Genomic DNA, 16825 nt, shown 5'->3' on the forward strand with positions numbered 1-16825 from the left:
CATAACTTGCCTTAAAAAGCCCGCCAATGGCGGGCTTTAACAGCTTTAACAACTTTAACATCTTTAACAGCTTTAACAGCTTTAACAGCTTTAACAGCTTTAACAGCTTTAACAACTTTATAAAATCACATGGTTCATCTTCATCAGCTCTGCGACCTTCTGGAACATGGAAGCATTATGACCAATGGACATCGCGCAGTGATGTGTCGGCGCCTCGGCGAACCAGCGCGTCATGTACGCGTCTGGATGATCGCGGAACTTCACCGGCGTCTGCGTGTTGCCGATTCTCATGATCGGCCCGTTCGTGGACTCGCCTTCGCTGGAGATGAGCTTCAGCCGACCATCGCCGGTCTGCGTCACATTCAGGGTCGTGATCGCCCCCGTCTTCACCTTCGCCTCGACGGATACGCCCGTGCCTTGCTTCCCGTGATAAAGCCCCATCCCGCGCAGAATCGGCTTTCCTTCGGAAATCGCGATATGGAACGGTCCGTCATGACCCAGCAAGATCGTCTCGTCGATATAATCCACGACGACGATTTCCGAGAAGCTGCCGCCGACGCCAAGGATGTCGCTGATTTTCATCGAGACGGCCGTCTTGAGGTCCCCTTCGCCGGAGCACGGGATACCGCGTGCGGTGAGCAGCGAATGGCCAACGATGAAGCCGCCCTGCAGCTTCTCGTAATCGCCCCCCGGCGCACCGTGGTAGTAGTAGGACAAGGCATCTAGATCGTACGCTCTGACGAGCTTCTCCTGCGCTGCCCCCACTTTACAAGACGGGTGTGACTTTAGAGTTATCGATAATCCAAATTACTCATTAATGACTCCTTTTTTCAAAATAACATTGGCGTATAAAGCTTTCTCACTCGTTGCAACGATCGCATAGGCTTTCTTCGCTCGCTCATAAAAAGCGAATCGCTCCATATACTCAATTTGTGGTTGCGTTTGGGTACGAATGATCTCTTCGTATGTCGCCCAAATTGGTGTTTCCACTTTATCCCCTGGTACTTTGGCCATAAGTGCTACAGGTTGTTCACTGTAAGTATCCAGTGGGAATAACGATAAAACCGCTTCCAATAATTCTGGTACACCATGGCCATCGCTGCGCAGCAGGCGATTCGTATGACTGGCAGCAGGGAAATTGCCATCCGCTAGAATAATTTCATCCCCATGCCCCATTTCCATCAGCACCTTCAAAAGCTCCGGCGACAAGATGGAAGGAATACCTTTAAGCATATTCAAGACCTCCTCAAAATTAAGTGTTATCGATAACCCAAAATTATCAATTTTAAGCCTTGCTGTCAATCCTTAATTTCTATACAATAGACGAATAGGATGAGATAAAAAGGTGACTCAACGTGATTACAATTTATGATATCGCTGAAAAAGCCGGAGTTTCGGCAATGACCGTTTCACGGGTTATTAATAATACAGGTCGTATCAGCGAAGCAACGCGCAAGCGGGTAAGGAAAGTAATGGAAGATCTCCACTATATTCCGAATTCGATGGCACGCAGTCTGGTACTTCAGAAGACGAAAATTCTTTCCCTGCTCATTACGGATATTACAAATCCGTTCTATACTACGCTTGCACGCGGTGCAGAGGATGCAGCTAAACGTGCTGGGTATCGGCTGCTTTTTGCGAATAGTGATGAAGATTATGCGAAAGAGAAAGACTACGTTGATATGATTCTATCAACCCGTGTGGATGGCGTTCTATTCGCCCCGACGGGCGATCATTCTGTCGAGAATCTTGGGCAACTGCAGAAGCATAATATCCCCTTCGTTGTTTTGGACCGTGAAATACCGGGAATTGAGGCGGATGTGGTACTCGGGGACAGTAAGGAAGGCGCGAGGAAACTTGTTGAGCATTTAATTGGTTTGGGACATCACCGAATCGCTATGATTAACGGTTCACAAGATGTCTCTACAGCCCGCTTGCGTTACACGGGGTATTGTGAGGCGCATCTACTTAGTGGATTATCCATAGATGACACGCTCGTCGCACATCTAAACTATCGTGATTTCCACGATGAATCCGCATTAGATGCACTCCTTAATCTTGCAGATCCACCTACAGCTATCTTCGCGGCTAACAACATGCTCGCCGTCGGTGTCATTCAATCATTGAGACAGCGCGGCTTGCAGGTGCCAGATGATCTATCGGTCGTCTGTTTTGACGATTTCGGCCCAGCAGGTGCGATTAGCCCTTTTCTAACCCTGGCTTCACAGCCTGCCTATCAATTCGGCTTATTAGGCATGCAGCTGTTGATTGAACGCATTGAAGGCGAAGCCGTTCATGAGAATCGGAAGATCATTCTGCCTTCGGAGATGATTATCCGAGCTTCTACGCAGGCGTTGAAGTGATGGCTGACATTGCGGTTAACAGGGGAAGCATATGGTTTAAAAGGTCCCGACTTTGCAAGATCATCCGAGTCCGAAGAACCGCGGATCTTTGCCGCTAATAGCGAAAGCCTACAGATTAGCAATCTCTAGCCCTTCGAGAAAGTGCCTTGCCATTAGGTTTGAATGACATGTTGTAGTTTCTACAACATTTCGTTAAACAAATAAGCTGAATGAAATGATTGTTGCATAATGTGCAAGATTATCACCTTAATAAGCTGGATTAGGTCTGAATTTAGAAAAAATGTTGTACATCGTACAACATTCATTGGCTTTTGAACTAAATGAAGGAATTATGCTGTACGGTGTACAACAATCCACTTGTTGTTGCTGCTGTAGAGTTTTTCCATCCCCCATCAAGTCAATTCATTAGAAAAAATGTTAAAGCACCCTATGAATCTTAGGAGATTAGAATGAACCCAATCGTAGAGCAAGCCTTACAAACCACGCTAAAAAACTGGAATGCCATGTCGGCATCACGAGGTGATGAGCAGGAAGCTGTCGCCGATCAATTCCAATCTTCTTTTTATTTATTTATCGATGCAGTCCGTGAATGGGTTTATGAGTTAGAACCGCGGCCTCAAACCATTGATGAGTTATTAGACATGGACATGATACAGGAAATCTTCGATCTCCTTCCAGCACCGCTTCATTTGAACTTCGAGACGGAACTTGAGCTTATGGTGGATAATGTGGTTAGAATCGACGATGATAAGTATGATTAAGATTTCCCATAATTACGAATCATCGCTGCTCTAACCGTCTAATCTCTAGCTGGCTCATCACGCCTAAGCAGCAAAAAAGCCCAATGTCGAATTGGGCTTTTTTCATCGTTTATGAGATTCCTGTCGCGCTATTACACTTATCCATATTCCATGTCGCCTTAACTTATGTTCCATCACGCGCATTCTGTACTTACAACATGCTCCAGATCGCGCTATCTGTTATTAAACCGTTTTATCCACAAACGTAACCTGGTTCTGCTCAGCAAATTTCTTTAATCTAGCAGCCATGGCCGTTACGTCGAATCGATTCAGAGATTTATTGTACACCCAACGTGGTGACTTCCCATTCAGGTCAATGACCACTTGACCTGGGGAGTATACGATTTCTTTAATTTTATCGGCATTAAGTACAAGCTCTCTGGCAAAACCCCTCTTCGAGATACTCGTCTTACTAACCTTTAAATAAGGACGGCGAATAAAATAAACGAACAGTCCAACCGCCATGTAACTGAGTGTCGTATACCAGTACATCTTGTCCCCGTCTGTTTTGGTCAAAGTAACCAATAATAAGATGGAAATTAGAACAAAAAATAAAGCTAACATAATGCTTCTACCCTTGAATACTTCCGATCGGTCCGGATCCGAAGAAATCGGAGCTATCCCCTGTTTGGAGCGATTCTTGTTTACAGTTTTCGTATTTTTGCTTACCATTCTTTCCCACTTACGAGACATTCATTTCACTCCTTGGTTTATTCGTACTTACACAAATACATCCTTCTTCATTTCAATAATCGATTCAAAACGCCTTCATACCATCTCCATGGCAAAAGACTTCTCGCCCTCAGCCCCGACCTTACACCACGTCCCATTGGATAACGGAGCTTTGGCCGCGGGTTGTCTACAATTCGTGCAATTAGGTCGGCTACTTCCTGCGGATCGGGTGCAGTCACGGAGGCTTTCCTTGAGTAGTCAAGCATTTTACTAAGCCGTTTCCAATAAGGAGAAGCTTCCGTGGTATGGATCGCCTCGAAACCTTTACGCCAAATCTCTGTCTTATAGGCACCTGGCTCTACAAGCACGACGCGTACACCCAGGGGCATCATTTCCAAACGAAGCGATTCACTAAAGCCCTCAATAGCAAACTTCGAAGTGCTATACGGGGCATAGCCAGGAAATGCCGATAGCCCGCTCACACTGCTTACATTAACAATGCAACCAGATTGCTGTGCGCGCATGTGCGGCAGGACGGCCCTCGTTGTTGCAATGACACCGAATACATTCGTTTCCAGCTGAGATCTCCACGCTTCCATCGGTACATCTTCCACATACCCCCCGACAGCAAAACCCGCATTGTTAATGAGAACATCGATTCTGCCATACTTGTCCATAATATCAGAAACGACTTGTTCAATCGAGTCATGAATCGTTACATCAAGAGCCATGATTACGAGGGCATTTGTTACGCCAGCTTGTTCAGCATTCGCGAGCAAATCTTCACTTTTATCTAGGTCACGCATAGTTGCGATAACGTGATACCCCTTTTGGGCCAGAGCTATTGACGTTAATAAGCCAAATCCGCTAGATGCGCCAGTCACTAATGCTGTCGGCTTTGTGAATCTCATCCAGACTGCCCCCTATTTATCCAACTCACATTCATAATCCCATACAAAAGCCATAATGTCGATATATAAAAGAGGACAATTGGTTCGAGCAGGAGCTAATCTCCTAGTGAATGCCCATTTATGGCTGATTCTATCCAATCACATGTAAAAAAACCTGAGGCTTTGCCTCAAGTTAACTTATCGACTTATCATCATGCGCTGAGGCGAATGAATCGTTAGTTTCCTTCAAACCATCCAAAACCTGAGGCGGAACGTCGATTCGCTATTTTGCTTGAATGAGGTTATATGGCTAGCCTAACGGAAGGGCGATTCGTTATTTTCGCTTTAAGAGCCATATTTCAATCCAAACGGCAAATTAACGCATCTACGTTCTCCTCAACGCTCAAAAAGGCAGCTTTTTCGATAAATAGCGCATCGTAGTTCCTCTCCATGGAATTGATGGAAGATTCATATTGAGCAGACTATCATGAAATGATTGTGTAAATCCATTGCTTTTCCTGTGTTTTTTTCACATCCAAACTATACAAGACTCAAAAGAGTGAAAGAAGGTTAATTCGTTGTACAGAAGCGCAAAAAAGCCTGTAACGAGATGCTCTCCTCCAAAGAGAATAATCACAGATACAGGCTTTCTGAGCTTCGTTTATACTTTCGCCTTCTCAAACAGCTTATCAGCTGGCTCTACATGTTCAGGTGCTTCTTTGCCCTCGGATACGAGTTCCCTCGCAGAGTTTTTGAACTCGTGCAGCGTGCGTCCCACTGCGCGACCAAGCTCTGGAAGCTTGGAAGGACCAAACAAGACTAAGACAACAACTAAGATTAACATGAGACCAGGAAAGCCAATATTTTGCAGCATAGGAATCAACTCCGTTTCATTAGTTTTGATTATGATGCTTCGGATATACGGCTACAGCTTCGATCTCTATTAGCCAATCAGAGTTAACCAGTCCTGCCACACCAACCGTAGAGCGAGCTGGCTTAACCGGATTCGCTTCATTGCCAAAAAATTGCGCATAAGCATCGAACCAGCCTTGATAGTCAAACTTGCCCTCTTTGGCCGCATCCGCTGTAAGATAGACACGGAGATAAGTGACGTCAGCCAAAGTCAATCCCTTATCCTTCAATTGCTTCTCTATCTCTTTAAGTATTCCGGTACCTTGCATTTTAGTATCGCCATAGCGCTCATAAATCGTTTTCCCCTCTTTATTAAGAACAGGCGGCACCGTTCCGCTTGTGAATAAGTAAGAAGAGTCTGCAGGTACGGACACTCCGGCAGAGATCGAGGACGCTGGGTTACCATAGAATTCCACTTCATTAATTGGCTCTGATGGGTATTTACTAGTTTTTTCCGTTCCGGCTGCATAGGCGCTGACACATATGAGGCATGATCCTAATGTGACGGCTGCCATGGTTTTCACTTTCTTCGTTATCATCATCGTTCATCGCTCCTCATCATCTACTCTTTCATTACGCGCTCATGAATTTCAGTAACCACTTTCCTTGCGGATTCAATCGCCCCTGCCTGCCAAGCGGTAATATAGCTAATATGCTCCCCAGCCAAATAAATGCGACCGTCCGGCTTACACAAGGTAGGGTAATACGTTTTGCGGTCATCAGCCGTATACGAAGCCCATCCGCCTTGATTATATTTGATCTTCTTCCAATCTACGGAGAAAGAGGCCTCGAACTCTTTATAATATTGCGGATGAATTTTCGCCCCTTGGCTTAATGCGTAGTCTTCCCTTTGGGCAGGTGTCATTTTACCAATCTTGTCAGCGTTACCCCCGAATGCATAATAACCTAAGAGGAGTCCCTTTTTGGCAAAATAATCAGTCGGCGGGTAATAAATACTGGAAATGTCCATATTGGTCAGTGAGCTTCCGCCAAAAATAAACTCATCTTCCTCCCAGAATCTACGTTTAAACTGGAGCCCAATTTTACCGGCGGATGCGTAGTTAATTTTAGAAATAGCCGTCGACATGTCTGCGGAGAAATCGGCCTTAATATCCTTAAGGACAGACAAAGGAATCGTACAGATACAAAAGTCTCCGGCAGCTTCCTTGCTGGCGCCGCTATTCAAGTCCTTATACAGGATACGAACACCGTCGGAGGATTGCTTAATTTCTTGTACTTCTGCATGGAATTCAATTCGGTCCCCCACTCGCTTCTCAAACGCTTTAGCAATTTGGTCCATCCCGCCTACCGGATGAAACATCATCATTTGTTGATCATAACTGTATTCGCTGCTAAAAAATTGCCCAAAACCGGAATTTATGATCGCTTTTAAACTAAATGGATCTCTACGTACGCCCGCGTCGAATTTACCGCCTGGCTCCTCGTTATACCCTGCTCTTTCCGAACCTTTATAGAACAGATCTGCGTTCAAATCCCCTTCGGTTTTCAAATAAGTGACAAGCTTAGCTTTTTCTTCTGTTGTAAGAGGGAGATCCAGTGCTTTCTGATTTACCGCTTTAGCTAGCATTTCGGCGACATAGCCCCTAACATCTGCCTTCGCTTGGCGCTTCGGAATTTTCACACCCGACAATTCGCCCACATTTTCGTTATAATAGTAGCCGCTCTCGTTCACATTGTTGAAGGGCTCGATCGCGACACCAAATTTACGCGCATATTCCAACGTTACATGAAACTGGGGTATCCGCATCGGTCCCGCATTAAAATACATCCCATTATCAAAGCGTGCAACCTGCTTGCTGCCACCTATTTCCGAAACAGTCGTACCTCTGCGAACCGTCCAAGCTCTACCGCCGGAACGAGCTCTCGCTTCTAAAATTGTGCACTGATATCCGGCCATTCCCAGCTCGTAGGCAGCCGTCATACCGGCTATCCCTGCGCCTAGAATGATCACCTTTTTCCCGTTGCGGTTCGTTGAAGTGAGATCCCTGCCTGAAGGCGGAGTATAATCTGCCGCTTTCATCGTTTCTGGGGATAAGAGCCCCAGAGTCCCCATAACACTAAAGAGTGCGGCTGACCCTCCTATTTTGCCGACAGTAGTCAAAAATTGTCTGCGTGTAATTTGATCTTCTTTGATCGGTGTCTTCTCCATGCTCCCATCTCCTCGTTCAAGTTTGGATAAACCGCACCTTAAACGTACCAGTAGGACATGTATTAGTCACTAATATGTGTTAGGTTATATTACATAAATATTACTTATATCGGGATAAAAATTGATTATTTGATCAGATATAGGCATGGTGATAGAGTTAACTTGTAACAAATGTCATGTAAATGTTAATCTATCTAACATGTCTAGGAGGTTGGATGATGTCGATGACGAAGAAGAAAGTGATTCAAATTGGTGTGGTAAGTGAATTAACCGGGTTATCGGAGAGGCAGATTCGTTATTACGAAGATCGCAAACTTATTTTCCCAGAGAGAAGTAAAGGAGGCGTTCGTAAATATTCATTTGAGGATATTCAGACCATCATGGAGATCCACACGAAGCTGATGGACGGCTTCCACACCGTTGAGCTTAAGCGCATGCTAGCGGGATCTTAAGTCAATGACGATCATACATAGCTTTGGAGGTGTTTTCCATGCCAATAAAAGAAATGATGTCTCTCGTTGAACATCTGTCCGAACTGCGAACACGTATTATTCGAGTTCTAATCGTCATAATCCTTACGATGATTGCCGGCTTTCTTGCCGCCCAGAAGCTCCTCCTGTACTTGAAGCAAACACCCCCGGCATCCGACATGACATGGCATGTATTTTCCCCCATGGATAGTATTCGCCTCTATATGATGATTGCGTTCGCGATATCCCTAACGGTCACTTTGCCTTTTATCCTCTATCAGATCTGGGGATTCGTTAAACAAGGCCTAACGAAGGAGGAGCAGTCAGCCACACTCCGTTATATTCCTTATACCGTCCTGTGTTTTATCATCGGTTTAACCTTTGCCTACTTCGTTGTTTTCCCCATGTGCATGACGTTCACTACCCAAATTTCCGATAATCTTGGATTAACCCCGACGTACGGTGTTGCCCAATATTTTAGTTTCATGCTGAACATTGTGCTGCCTTTGTCGATTGCCTTCGAACTCCCCATCGTCGTCATGTTTCTAACTAGACTAAAACTGCTGAATCCAAAGCTCCTGAACAAATTTCGCAGATACGCTTATATCGTTCTGGTTATATTAGCTAGCCTAATTTCACCGCCTGATCTCATCTCACATCTGATGGTGGCCATCCCCTTATTTGCTTTATATGAAATCAGCGTCGTGCTATCACGTTTCGTCTTCAACGGACAAATGAAGGAGCTAAGCAAACTGAATGTTGAGTCCGGAGCCTCTTAAAATAGGGCTTCCCTATCATTGCCTATCATCCGCTTTTGGGATATATTTACGACATAAATCGCTTCCCAAAAAGGAGAACTATGCGGATTGAACAACTTCTCTATATCATTGAAATCAATCAAACCGGTTCGATCTCACTAGCTGCCGAAAAGCTTCATGTCTCCCAACCAAATATCAGTCAGGCTATCGTGAGTCTGGAGGAAGAGCTTGGGGTGAAGCTATTTAAGCGTTCGCGCTTCGGAGCCATTCCTACGGAAGATGGGAAATTAATTATAAGCAAAGCGGAAGAGATCATAAAAAAAGTAGAGGAACTCCGAGAGACGGCAGGTTTTCATTCCAATCAGCTCTCAGGGTTCCTTTCCATCGCATCTGTGCCTAGCCTATGCTTGAGTGTTTTACCCTCAACTTTGGCGATTTTCAAAGCAAAACATGCTGGTGTAGAGCTTGAAATGTTGGAACTTGATTATCCGCAAATTAAACAAGAAGTCCAAAGCGGTAAAGTAGATATTGGTCTAATCGCCGTATCCCGGAATTATGAAGAGCCGAATAAACAATTGATCACTGAGACGTTGATGGACAGCAGAGTGATGGCATGCGTGGGGAAAAACTCCCCACTGTCTCTTCGCCAAAGCATCTCCATAGAAGAACTTGTTCATCAACCGATCCTCCTGAATTCTGAGTATCTGATAAGTAAATTAAAAAAATATGGAGAGCCGAATATTTTATTTAAGCTAGGGAATTCAGAGGCTGCAAAACGAGTGATTGCCGAAGGAATTGCTATTGGATTTTATACGGAAATCGGTCTGAAATACGACCCCTATGTCCAAACAGGCAGTATTGTTGCATTAGAGATCACCGGAGAGGATATGGATATTTCCTTCTGCTCTCTACGTCTAAAGAATCGCCATCAGTCCCTGCCCTCCAAAGAGTTTACAAAAGAACTGAAAACAATTATTGCCACAATTTGATATCACGACTATCATTTGCAACTGCCTTTGAAGCATGTTTATTTATTCGGCGTTTGCCTACAATCATCACATAAACGATGCTTGCTGCGAAAAGCACCATGTTACCTACAATTAATGGAGCCGACAATCGGCTGAGGAGTAAATAGCCTTGAAAGGCCAGTAAACCAACGGCAATGATGACGATGGTGTAAAGCAGACTCGGCTTCATAGTGAAAGGTGCATTGCGATAAAGCTCAGGGCACTTGCGTGGAAGTTGTACGGCAGAAAGAACGGGGAAAATGCTTGAAATGAGTAAAATACCAACCCCTAGCTGGGATATCGTGGTCAACGATACTCCTGTCACAATGGGTATAACCCCAAGCAAATAGTAAAACGTGAGCAGCCAATGCGGTGTACCATACCTTCGATTAACGGCGCCGAACGATGCTGGGAGCCAACCATCGCGACATGCTACCAGCATCCCCCTCGTCACCCAGGAAAATGTCACATTAAGTGTAGAAGCCAGAGCAAACATGGCCCCTCCTATGATAAAAAATAGGAACAATGGATTGGGCAGTATCGTCCTCGCCACATCTGAAAGCGACTCTCCTGCAACATCAGAAATCGGCAGCACTCCGGTTGCTACGATGCCAATGCCTATATAAAGCAAGGCAACTATGCCACTACTGATGAAAATGGCAAGCGGAATATCTCTCTGCGGCCTCTTCATTTCGCCTCCGAGCTCAACTACGGCATAAGCACCTCCAGACGCAAAAGATGTGATGCCAACCGCTGTAAGAAAGCTCCACATGCCCTGAGGAAAAAACGCTGAGGGATGAAACACCGTATAGTCGACCTTCGAAATTCCCCATACGATGAAAACAAGAAGTGACAGCAGCTTAATCGCTACGAGCCCCTTTCCTAAGGATGACATGAACTTGATGCCAAACAGATTAATGAGATAGAAGAAAGTCAGCACAATGAAAGCAACAAGCATGATCGGCGTACCGGGCATAATTCCCTGCAAATATTGAGCGAATGAAATGGCATACACAGCGATGGTCAAATGACCGAATGTGAAAAGGATTAGATAGACAAACCCTGCATTCGGAGAAAGTAAACGACTCGTGTATGTGTACATGCCTCCAGTTGTAGGAAGAACTGAGCCTAATACGGCAAGAGGAATCGTGATGATCAGCATAAAAACAGAGGAAAACACGAAAGCCAGCGGTACACCAATCCCTGTTAATGCAATAGCGATGCCAGTTATTGACATAATACCTGCTCCAATGATTTGTCCAAGGGCAATACCAATCGAATCTCGCAAGCCTAACACCTTCTTCAATTCCCCTTCTTCATTCACCATTTTCAACAGCGCCTCCCTCTCAACTCCACTCATACATCTATACTCTCATCTTCTGCATAAGCCAAGTATTCCCTGCTTCTTCATGAAAATAAAGTTAATAATTATTTATTGTAAACAGTCATAATCGATCTTTATTCCACATAGAGTATATAGTTGCTTATTGCTGAAAGCCGAATGAAAGTTTACTGAAATCCAATTTACACACTTGAAGGGATGCTGATTTCGTATTATTACATTAGAACAAATTCATTTTATCGAAACTCGCTGTATCAATCCGCAAGATGCCATCATCGTTCGTTTACTCACAGAGGGTATTGCCTCTCACGAAATTGTTTATTTGAAAAAGAACTCATTAGATACCAAAAATCAAATGCTAACTGTTACAGACGCTATGGGTGCAAAGAGGCAAGTACAAATTACACGAGCATGTGCTGAACTGTATCAAAGCGCTCTTGCGCAAACGAAGTACATAGTCAACTACGGAGAACTTCCCAATAAACAATTGATAACCGATCTTCGAAATAGCGATTTTCTCATCAAGGTGGGCATGCGAGATTTCATTGCAAATCGCAGTATGATCACAGAGATGGATTCCGTTATTTTGCGAACGATATATATGAGGCTTCGGCGATTAGCTGACTTTTTCTCAACACCGGAACTCACGTATTTAACGACTGGAAAACTTGAATTTAAACAATTAGCACATGCATAATGGATGGATGCGAAGGCTCTTAGCGCCTCTTATTATGGAAACTAACGTTGAAATGAATAGAGGCTGTCCCTCCGGTAATCATCCTACCGTTGGTGACAGCCTCTTTTTATGTATTACTCCAACAACTCGTCGAAGATCCCCCTGAACTGATCCGCTACTGAGGAAGAACCTTCTTCCAACTCTTCTAGATTGAAAAAGTAGCGATGATGAGACTCATCCGTATCCAACATATCCGAAAGAAATTCTTTGAAACCACGCGTTTTACGATCGAACTCTAGGATAATCTCTACACCGTCCTTATCCGGGTAGAAGATGAGTTCAAGTTCATCCACCGAGCTGCGGTACTCGCCATTTTGATTAGGAACAAATTCAAACTTTTGAATAAACGGTAAATGATAATCTCGTTGTAAATAATACTCATTCTCCGCTTGATGCAAATGAAATCCCATTTCTTCCAGAGCTTCAAAAATAACCGCAGTATGCGGATGTGCCTGAACTTCAATATCATCACGATCCGAAGGATCAACCGCATTATCAATATCCAAGCCTGTGCGCACCCAGATCGGGCTGACACCGATTGAGATTGGCGTTTCATGCGGCAGTACGAACTCAAAAGGAATTTCAATTGTTTCCCCCGGCGCAATCACGAGGCTTTCACCAAGCAGTATATTGGCAATAACGATGGTTTCATTCTCCATACGAGTTTCAGTTCGCCCATCGCGATTAGCATCTATCTCCACAGGCTTCTTATATTCCGTCATGATTTGAAAGTAGATTTTATCCACCTTCTGCTCCACTTTTCCGCCTTTGGCAATAACGACCCCTTCAACCATCTCCCCCGGAATAAAATCCTCCGTATGAAACTGCGTGTCGATATCGATGTTCCCAATCCCAACGCGTGCTAACATTTTCTTGAAAAATGCCATTTCTGATTCCCCCAGTTGCTTAATTGTTAATGTCTTCCTCAAACAAAGCCCGAAAATAGCGCTCTCTGTGATTTAAAAAGTCTCTCGTCAGAGTAAAATGATCTGTATCTTCATACGCGATTGGTTCAATCGTCGTTTCAGAAAATTGTAGAATCTTCGCGTTTGGGTACGCCATCAAAATCGGAGAATGAGTAGCGATGATAAACTGCGCTTGGCCCAACTGCTCCAATTCCCATATCATTCGCAAGAATGCTAATTGGTTTTGCGGGGATAAGGCCGACTCTGGCTCATCTAAGAGATATAATCCCTTACCGCTTAATCTATTTTTCAAAAAAGTTAAAAAGGCTTGTCCGTGCGACTGCTGATTCAACGATTTCCCACCATAAGGTGCATACGCTGATTGCCCTACGTAGGGGTCTTTCGAGAGTTCATCAATATAACCGGCAAACGTATCAAATGTCTCGGCACGGAAAAAGAACCCCTCCTTAACCCTAGGGAGCCAAGACAGCCGCATAATACTCGCTAAAGATACATCGTCTTTTTCCTTCGAAATCGTTAAATCCTTGCCGCCTACAACGCTGAATCCGCAAGATACGCCAATTGCCTCAAGTAAAGTAGACTTCCCTGACCCATTATTGCCAATAAAAAATGTGACGTTAGATTCAAAATTGTATTCATTGAAGGATTGAATGGTTGGTATTTGGTATGGAAATTGTTCTCTATCCTCTGGTTTCAACTGGGACCAATCCAGGGAAATTCTTTTTAAGAATGGCATTTGAGCTTCCTTTCTTTACACGATCAGAAACGAGGTTGGTTCCACATACGTCGTCTTTCCACTTCCGGCGCCTCCAGAGATGCCTATGCCAAGAGGTTTTTTCATGCTTGTTGTCATTCACGATTTTTCTTAATTGAAAGTATACACCCCAACATTCCTGAAAGGGCTATCCCAAAAACAAAGCTATTTACATTGAAAAAAATGGTGTTTGTATACTGATTGAACCATCCCCACCTATAAATAATTGAATTCGAACTGTTAGGTCCTCCATTCAGTGTATCAAGATGCCATTTGACTTCATTGATCTCTCCTAAAACACAAAAAACTAGGAGTAAGCTTATAAAAAAGATGATCAAACCTTTTTTTATCCTAGTTACACGCTTAACGTTATAAAAAAACATCGAAGTCATAACTAGCAACACTGCATATATGGGAATTGCAACAAGTATGATGATGATCGCGGGATTACCATTCCCTGAAATTGCGCCACTTGGCCTTGCTCTAAATGTCATTAGGTCTATCAAATAAAAACTTGAAGCACTAATGAACAAAAAAGTGAGTAACCAAAAATAAAAAGAACTACGTCTCATATTATCTCTTGTAGATACTTCAGAATCTCTTGATTATCTTTAATAATAATCCTTTTCGCTGTATGTTCGTTGGTCAATTTCATAATTTGAGGAATTGCTTAATGACACGATAGGATTTCACGCTGCCACAAGCTCCAAAAATTCGAATTTTGATTAAATCCACTCCTTTGAGCCTTTACATACTATGGGGGGTCTCCATTAACTTTACATGATAATTGATCCTTTCTCTACGAGTTTATGCAATTTTAATGTTTGCAAAAAAAAACAAAAGCCACCCCGCGTAGATCAATCTACATCAGGATAGCTTATTTTTTAGACTAAAGATCGAATCAAAATATCTCTGACTGTTTCCCTCGTCATCTTTTTATATTGCCCCACATTGTCCTTCATGAATGATTTATGGACTAATTCCTCTATCCTGGAATCATCGATTCCATAATCCCCTAACTGTTTTGGCGCACCAAGGGAATCCCAGAAACTTCGCAGCGCGTCAATCCCTTCGAGTGCAATTTCATGATCCGTTTTATTTGATGGATCGATACCGAAGACTGCAATCGCCAGTTTCTTCATCCGTGAAGGATCGTCCTCTGCACAATGCTTCATCCAGTTCGGGAATACAATCCCAAGCCCTCCGCCATGCGGAATATCATAAACAGCGGATAGGCCATGTTCGATCTGATGCGATGCCCAATCTCCACCATCTGTACCACTGGACAGCAGCCCGTTAAAAGCAGTCGTGCCCGCATACATGACCGTTGCTCTATGCTCATAGCTGGTAAGATCGGCAAGCAGCTTCGGAGCAGCTTCTATGACTGTCAAGAGGACTGACTCCATGAATCGATCAATCATAGTTGTGTTTTCCGTAAGATGGAAGTACTGCTCCAGCACATGCGACATCATATCCACTATGCCGTAAACGGTTTGATCCTTAGGCACAGAATAGGTGTACGTCGGATCTAAAATTGAGAAAGCCGGATAAGCGAAAGGACTGCTCCAACCACGCTTTTCATTTTTCTCCCAATGTGTGATGACAGAAATATTATTCATCTCAGAACCTGTTGCCGCAAGTGTTAACACCGTTCCGAAAGGAAGAGCTTTGTGAGGCACAGCTTTCCGGGTAATGATGTCCCAAACATCCCCATCATAATAAACGCCCACGGAAATCGCTTTGACACAATCAATCACGCTCCCCCCGCCAACGGCCAGAATGAGCTCGATTTGCTTATCGCGGCAAATATCTATGCCCTTACGAACAGTGGTAAGCCGTGGATTAGGCTCTACATCGGACAATTCAAACACTTCTGCTTGCATATGTATAAGCTGTTCCATAACAGCATCGTATACGCCATTTTTCTTAATGCTTCCGCCGCCGTACACGAGCAATACTCGCTTGCCAAGCGTACTAAGTTCCTGTTGCAGCTGCTCAATTTGACCTTGTCCAAACCATAATTTCGTTGGATTAAACTGTAGAAATGATTGCATGTCTGTTTCTCCTTCGGTGACTGATATCTACAGCAGTATATCACATGTAAGTTTCAATATCTAAATCGTTCCATTTTACATAGTATAGATCGAGGTGACAATCCTATGCCCAATTACCGAATTATTGTTGATCTTTCTGACTTTCAATTATATCTTTTGGATGTAAACATTGTTGTACGTGGATTCCCAGTTGGTATTGGTAAAATGCTAACCAATACACCCACGGGTGAATTTTTCATTATCAATAAGCAGCCGCGTCCCGGCGGTCCTTTCGGCATCTTCTGGATGGGTTTAAGCAAACCTCATTATGGTATCCACGGCACGAATGATCCTTCTTCCGTAGGAAAGAGAACATCACACGGCTGTATCCGCATGTACAACGAAGATGTGCTTGAATTAGCCGCACTTGTGCCCATTCACACCAGAGTTACCATTCGACCTTAACCCAAAAAACCGTATACCGCACACTGAATCATGTGATGTATACGGTTCTCGGGGCTTAAATTCGATGCACTGGTAACGAGAATGAGATGCTGCATCCTTTTCCAAGGCGGCTTTCCGCCCAAATCTGGCCACCGTGATACTGTACAATCTCCTTAGCAATCGCAAGTCCTAGACCACTGCCGCCAGACGTGCTGCGTGATTTAGAGACTTTGTAGAACCGCTCAAAAATATGCGGAAGATCCTCTTCGCTAATCCCCACGCCGGTGTCGGTAACCCGGATCACTAACTCGCTCGGCTCATCCTTGATTGCCACGTGAACATCAATGAATCCGCCTCTAGTGGAAAATTTAATTGCATTGTACAAAATATTTGCATACACCTGTTCAATACGATCTGTATCTACCGTTAAAAGCAGTTCTTCGCCTTCCGAATGTGCCATGTCTAACGTATAGGTAATTCCAGCATTCGCTGCATCCAGCTCATACTTTGCAAAAAGCTGACGAACCATCGTTCCGCATGAGGTTGGG

General features: G+C 44.0%; 19 protein-coding genes. 7 read left to right on the top strand and 12 right to left on the bottom strand.

Annotated features, from left to right (window positions below):
* Positions 1-117: 117 nt before the first annotated feature.
* Both ASG85_RS03420 and fucU read right to left on the bottom strand, forming a co-directional pair.
* Positions 118-717, bottom strand: coding sequence for a hypothetical protein (locus ASG85_RS03420; RefSeq protein WP_235549344.1), 600 nt, complete (start codon positions 715-717; stop codon positions 118-120).
* 90 nt (positions 718-807) lie between these two features.
* A complete protein-coding gene (fucU, locus tag ASG85_RS03425; RefSeq protein ID WP_057305298.1) occupies positions 808-1233 on the bottom strand; it encodes an L-fucose mutarotase in 426 nt (141 codons plus the stop codon).
* A gap of 122 nt (positions 1234-1355) precedes the next feature.
* Here fucU and ASG85_RS03430 point away from each other — a divergent pair, with 122 nt between their 5' ends.
* Both ASG85_RS03430 and ASG85_RS03435 read left to right on the top strand, forming a co-directional pair.
* A complete protein-coding gene (locus tag ASG85_RS03430) occupies positions 1356-2363 on the top strand; it encodes a LacI family DNA-binding transcriptional regulator (RefSeq protein WP_057305299.1) in 1008 nt (335 codons plus the stop codon).
* 449 nt (positions 2364-2812) lie between these two features.
* A complete protein-coding gene (locus tag ASG85_RS03435; protein ID WP_057305300.1) occupies positions 2813-3124 on the top strand; it encodes a hypothetical protein in 312 nt (103 codons plus the stop codon).
* Positions 3125-3346: 222 nt separating this feature from the next.
* Here ASG85_RS03435 and ASG85_RS03440 read toward each other — a convergent pair whose 3' ends face one another.
* The 5 genes from ASG85_RS03440 to ASG85_RS03460 all read right to left on the bottom strand — a co-directional run bounded on the left by ASG85_RS03440 (position 3347) and on the right by ASG85_RS03460 (position 7807).
* The gene (locus ASG85_RS03440) at positions 3347-3856 is read right to left on the bottom strand and encodes a hypothetical protein (RefSeq protein WP_057305301.1); all 510 of its coding nucleotides are present in this window, start codon (positions 3854-3856) and stop codon (positions 3347-3349) included.
* 47 nt (positions 3857-3903) lie between these two features.
* Positions 3904-4746, bottom strand: a complete 843-nt coding sequence (locus tag ASG85_RS03445; protein WP_057305302.1) for an SDR family oxidoreductase — start codon at positions 4744-4746, stop codon at positions 3904-3906.
* 640 nt (positions 4747-5386) lie between these two features.
* Positions 5387-5599, bottom strand: a complete 213-nt coding sequence (tatA, locus tag ASG85_RS03450; protein ID WP_057305303.1) for a twin-arginine translocase TatA/TatE family subunit — start codon at positions 5597-5599, stop codon at positions 5387-5389.
* Positions 5600-5618: 19 nt separating this feature from the next.
* Positions 5619-6179 carry a RidA family protein gene (locus tag ASG85_RS03455; protein WP_060645354.1) on the bottom strand — a complete coding sequence of 187 codons (561 nt, stop codon included), beginning with the start codon at positions 6177-6179 and terminating at the stop codon, positions 5619-5621.
* 20 nt (positions 6180-6199) lie between these two features.
* Positions 6200-7807, bottom strand: coding sequence for a flavin monoamine oxidase family protein (locus ASG85_RS03460; RefSeq protein WP_060645355.1), 1608 nt, complete (start codon positions 7805-7807; stop codon positions 6200-6202).
* 218 nt (positions 7808-8025) lie between these two features.
* Here ASG85_RS03460 and ASG85_RS03465 point away from each other — a divergent pair, with 218 nt between their 5' ends.
* The 3 genes from ASG85_RS03465 (at position 8026) to ASG85_RS03475 (ending at position 10024) form a co-directional block, all read left to right on the top strand.
* Positions 8026-8259, top strand: a complete 234-nt coding sequence (locus tag ASG85_RS03465) for a MerR family transcriptional regulator (RefSeq protein ID WP_029193642.1) — start codon at positions 8026-8028, stop codon at positions 8257-8259.
* A gap of 38 nt (positions 8260-8297) precedes the next feature.
* Entirely contained in the window at positions 8298-9056 is a 759-nt protein-coding gene (tatC, locus tag ASG85_RS03470) for a twin-arginine translocase subunit TatC (RefSeq protein ID WP_057305305.1), read from the top strand.
* 80 nt (positions 9057-9136) lie between these two features.
* The gene (locus tag ASG85_RS03475; RefSeq protein WP_057305306.1) at positions 9137-10024 is read left to right on the top strand and encodes a LysR family transcriptional regulator; all 888 of its coding nucleotides are present in this window, start codon (positions 9137-9139) and stop codon (positions 10022-10024) included.
* On the opposite strand, the gene ASG85_RS03480 is transcribed toward ASG85_RS03475, so the two are convergent.
* Positions 10008-11402, bottom strand: coding sequence for an APC family permease (locus ASG85_RS03480; protein WP_082562367.1), 1395 nt, complete (start codon positions 11400-11402; stop codon positions 10008-10010). The genes ASG85_RS03475 and ASG85_RS03480 overlap by 17 nt on opposite strands.
* A 304-nt stretch (positions 11403-11706) precedes the next feature.
* Here ASG85_RS03480 and ASG85_RS03485 point away from each other — a divergent pair, with 304 nt between their 5' ends.
* Positions 11707-12081 carry a hypothetical protein gene (locus ASG85_RS03485; protein ID WP_057305308.1) on the top strand — a complete coding sequence of 125 codons (375 nt, stop codon included), beginning with the start codon at positions 11707-11709 and terminating at the stop codon, positions 12079-12081.
* A gap of 113 nt (positions 12082-12194) precedes the next feature.
* Here the strand turns inward: ASG85_RS03485 and ASG85_RS03490 are convergent, their stop codons facing one another.
* The 3 genes from ASG85_RS03490 to ASG85_RS03505 all read right to left on the bottom strand — a co-directional run bounded on the left by ASG85_RS03490 (position 12195) and on the right by ASG85_RS03505 (position 15854).
* Positions 12195-13007 carry a sporulation protein gene (locus ASG85_RS03490; protein ID WP_057305309.1) on the bottom strand — a complete coding sequence of 271 codons (813 nt, stop codon included), beginning with the start codon at positions 13005-13007 and terminating at the stop codon, positions 12195-12197.
* A gap of 19 nt (positions 13008-13026) precedes the next feature.
* The gene (locus ASG85_RS03495) at positions 13027-13782 is read right to left on the bottom strand and encodes an AAA family ATPase (RefSeq protein WP_057305310.1); all 756 of its coding nucleotides are present in this window, start codon (positions 13780-13782) and stop codon (positions 13027-13029) included.
* A 902-nt stretch (positions 13783-14684) separates the two neighbouring features.
* Positions 14685-15854 (bottom strand): iron-containing alcohol dehydrogenase, encoded by a 1170-nt coding sequence (locus ASG85_RS03505; protein WP_060645357.1) that lies wholly within the window; start codon positions 15852-15854, stop codon positions 14685-14687.
* A 105-nt stretch (positions 15855-15959) separates the two neighbouring features.
* Here ASG85_RS03505 and ASG85_RS03510 point away from each other — a divergent pair, with 105 nt between their 5' ends.
* Positions 15960-16298: a L,D-transpeptidase gene (locus ASG85_RS03510; protein ID WP_060645358.1), complete on the top strand. Its 339-nt coding sequence runs from the start codon at positions 15960-15962 to the stop codon at positions 16296-16298.
* A gap of 55 nt (positions 16299-16353) precedes the next feature.
* Here ASG85_RS03510 and ASG85_RS39795 read toward each other — a convergent pair whose 3' ends face one another.
* Positions 16354-16806, bottom strand: a complete 453-nt coding sequence (locus ASG85_RS39795) for a sensor histidine kinase (RefSeq protein WP_414858670.1) — start codon at positions 16804-16806, stop codon at positions 16354-16356.
* Positions 16807-16825: the final 19 nt, after the last annotated feature.

The organism is Paenibacillus sp. Soil724D2, assembly GCF_001427935.1.
Lineage (GTDB): Bacteria > Bacillota > Bacilli > Paenibacillales > NBRC-103111 > Paenibacillus_E.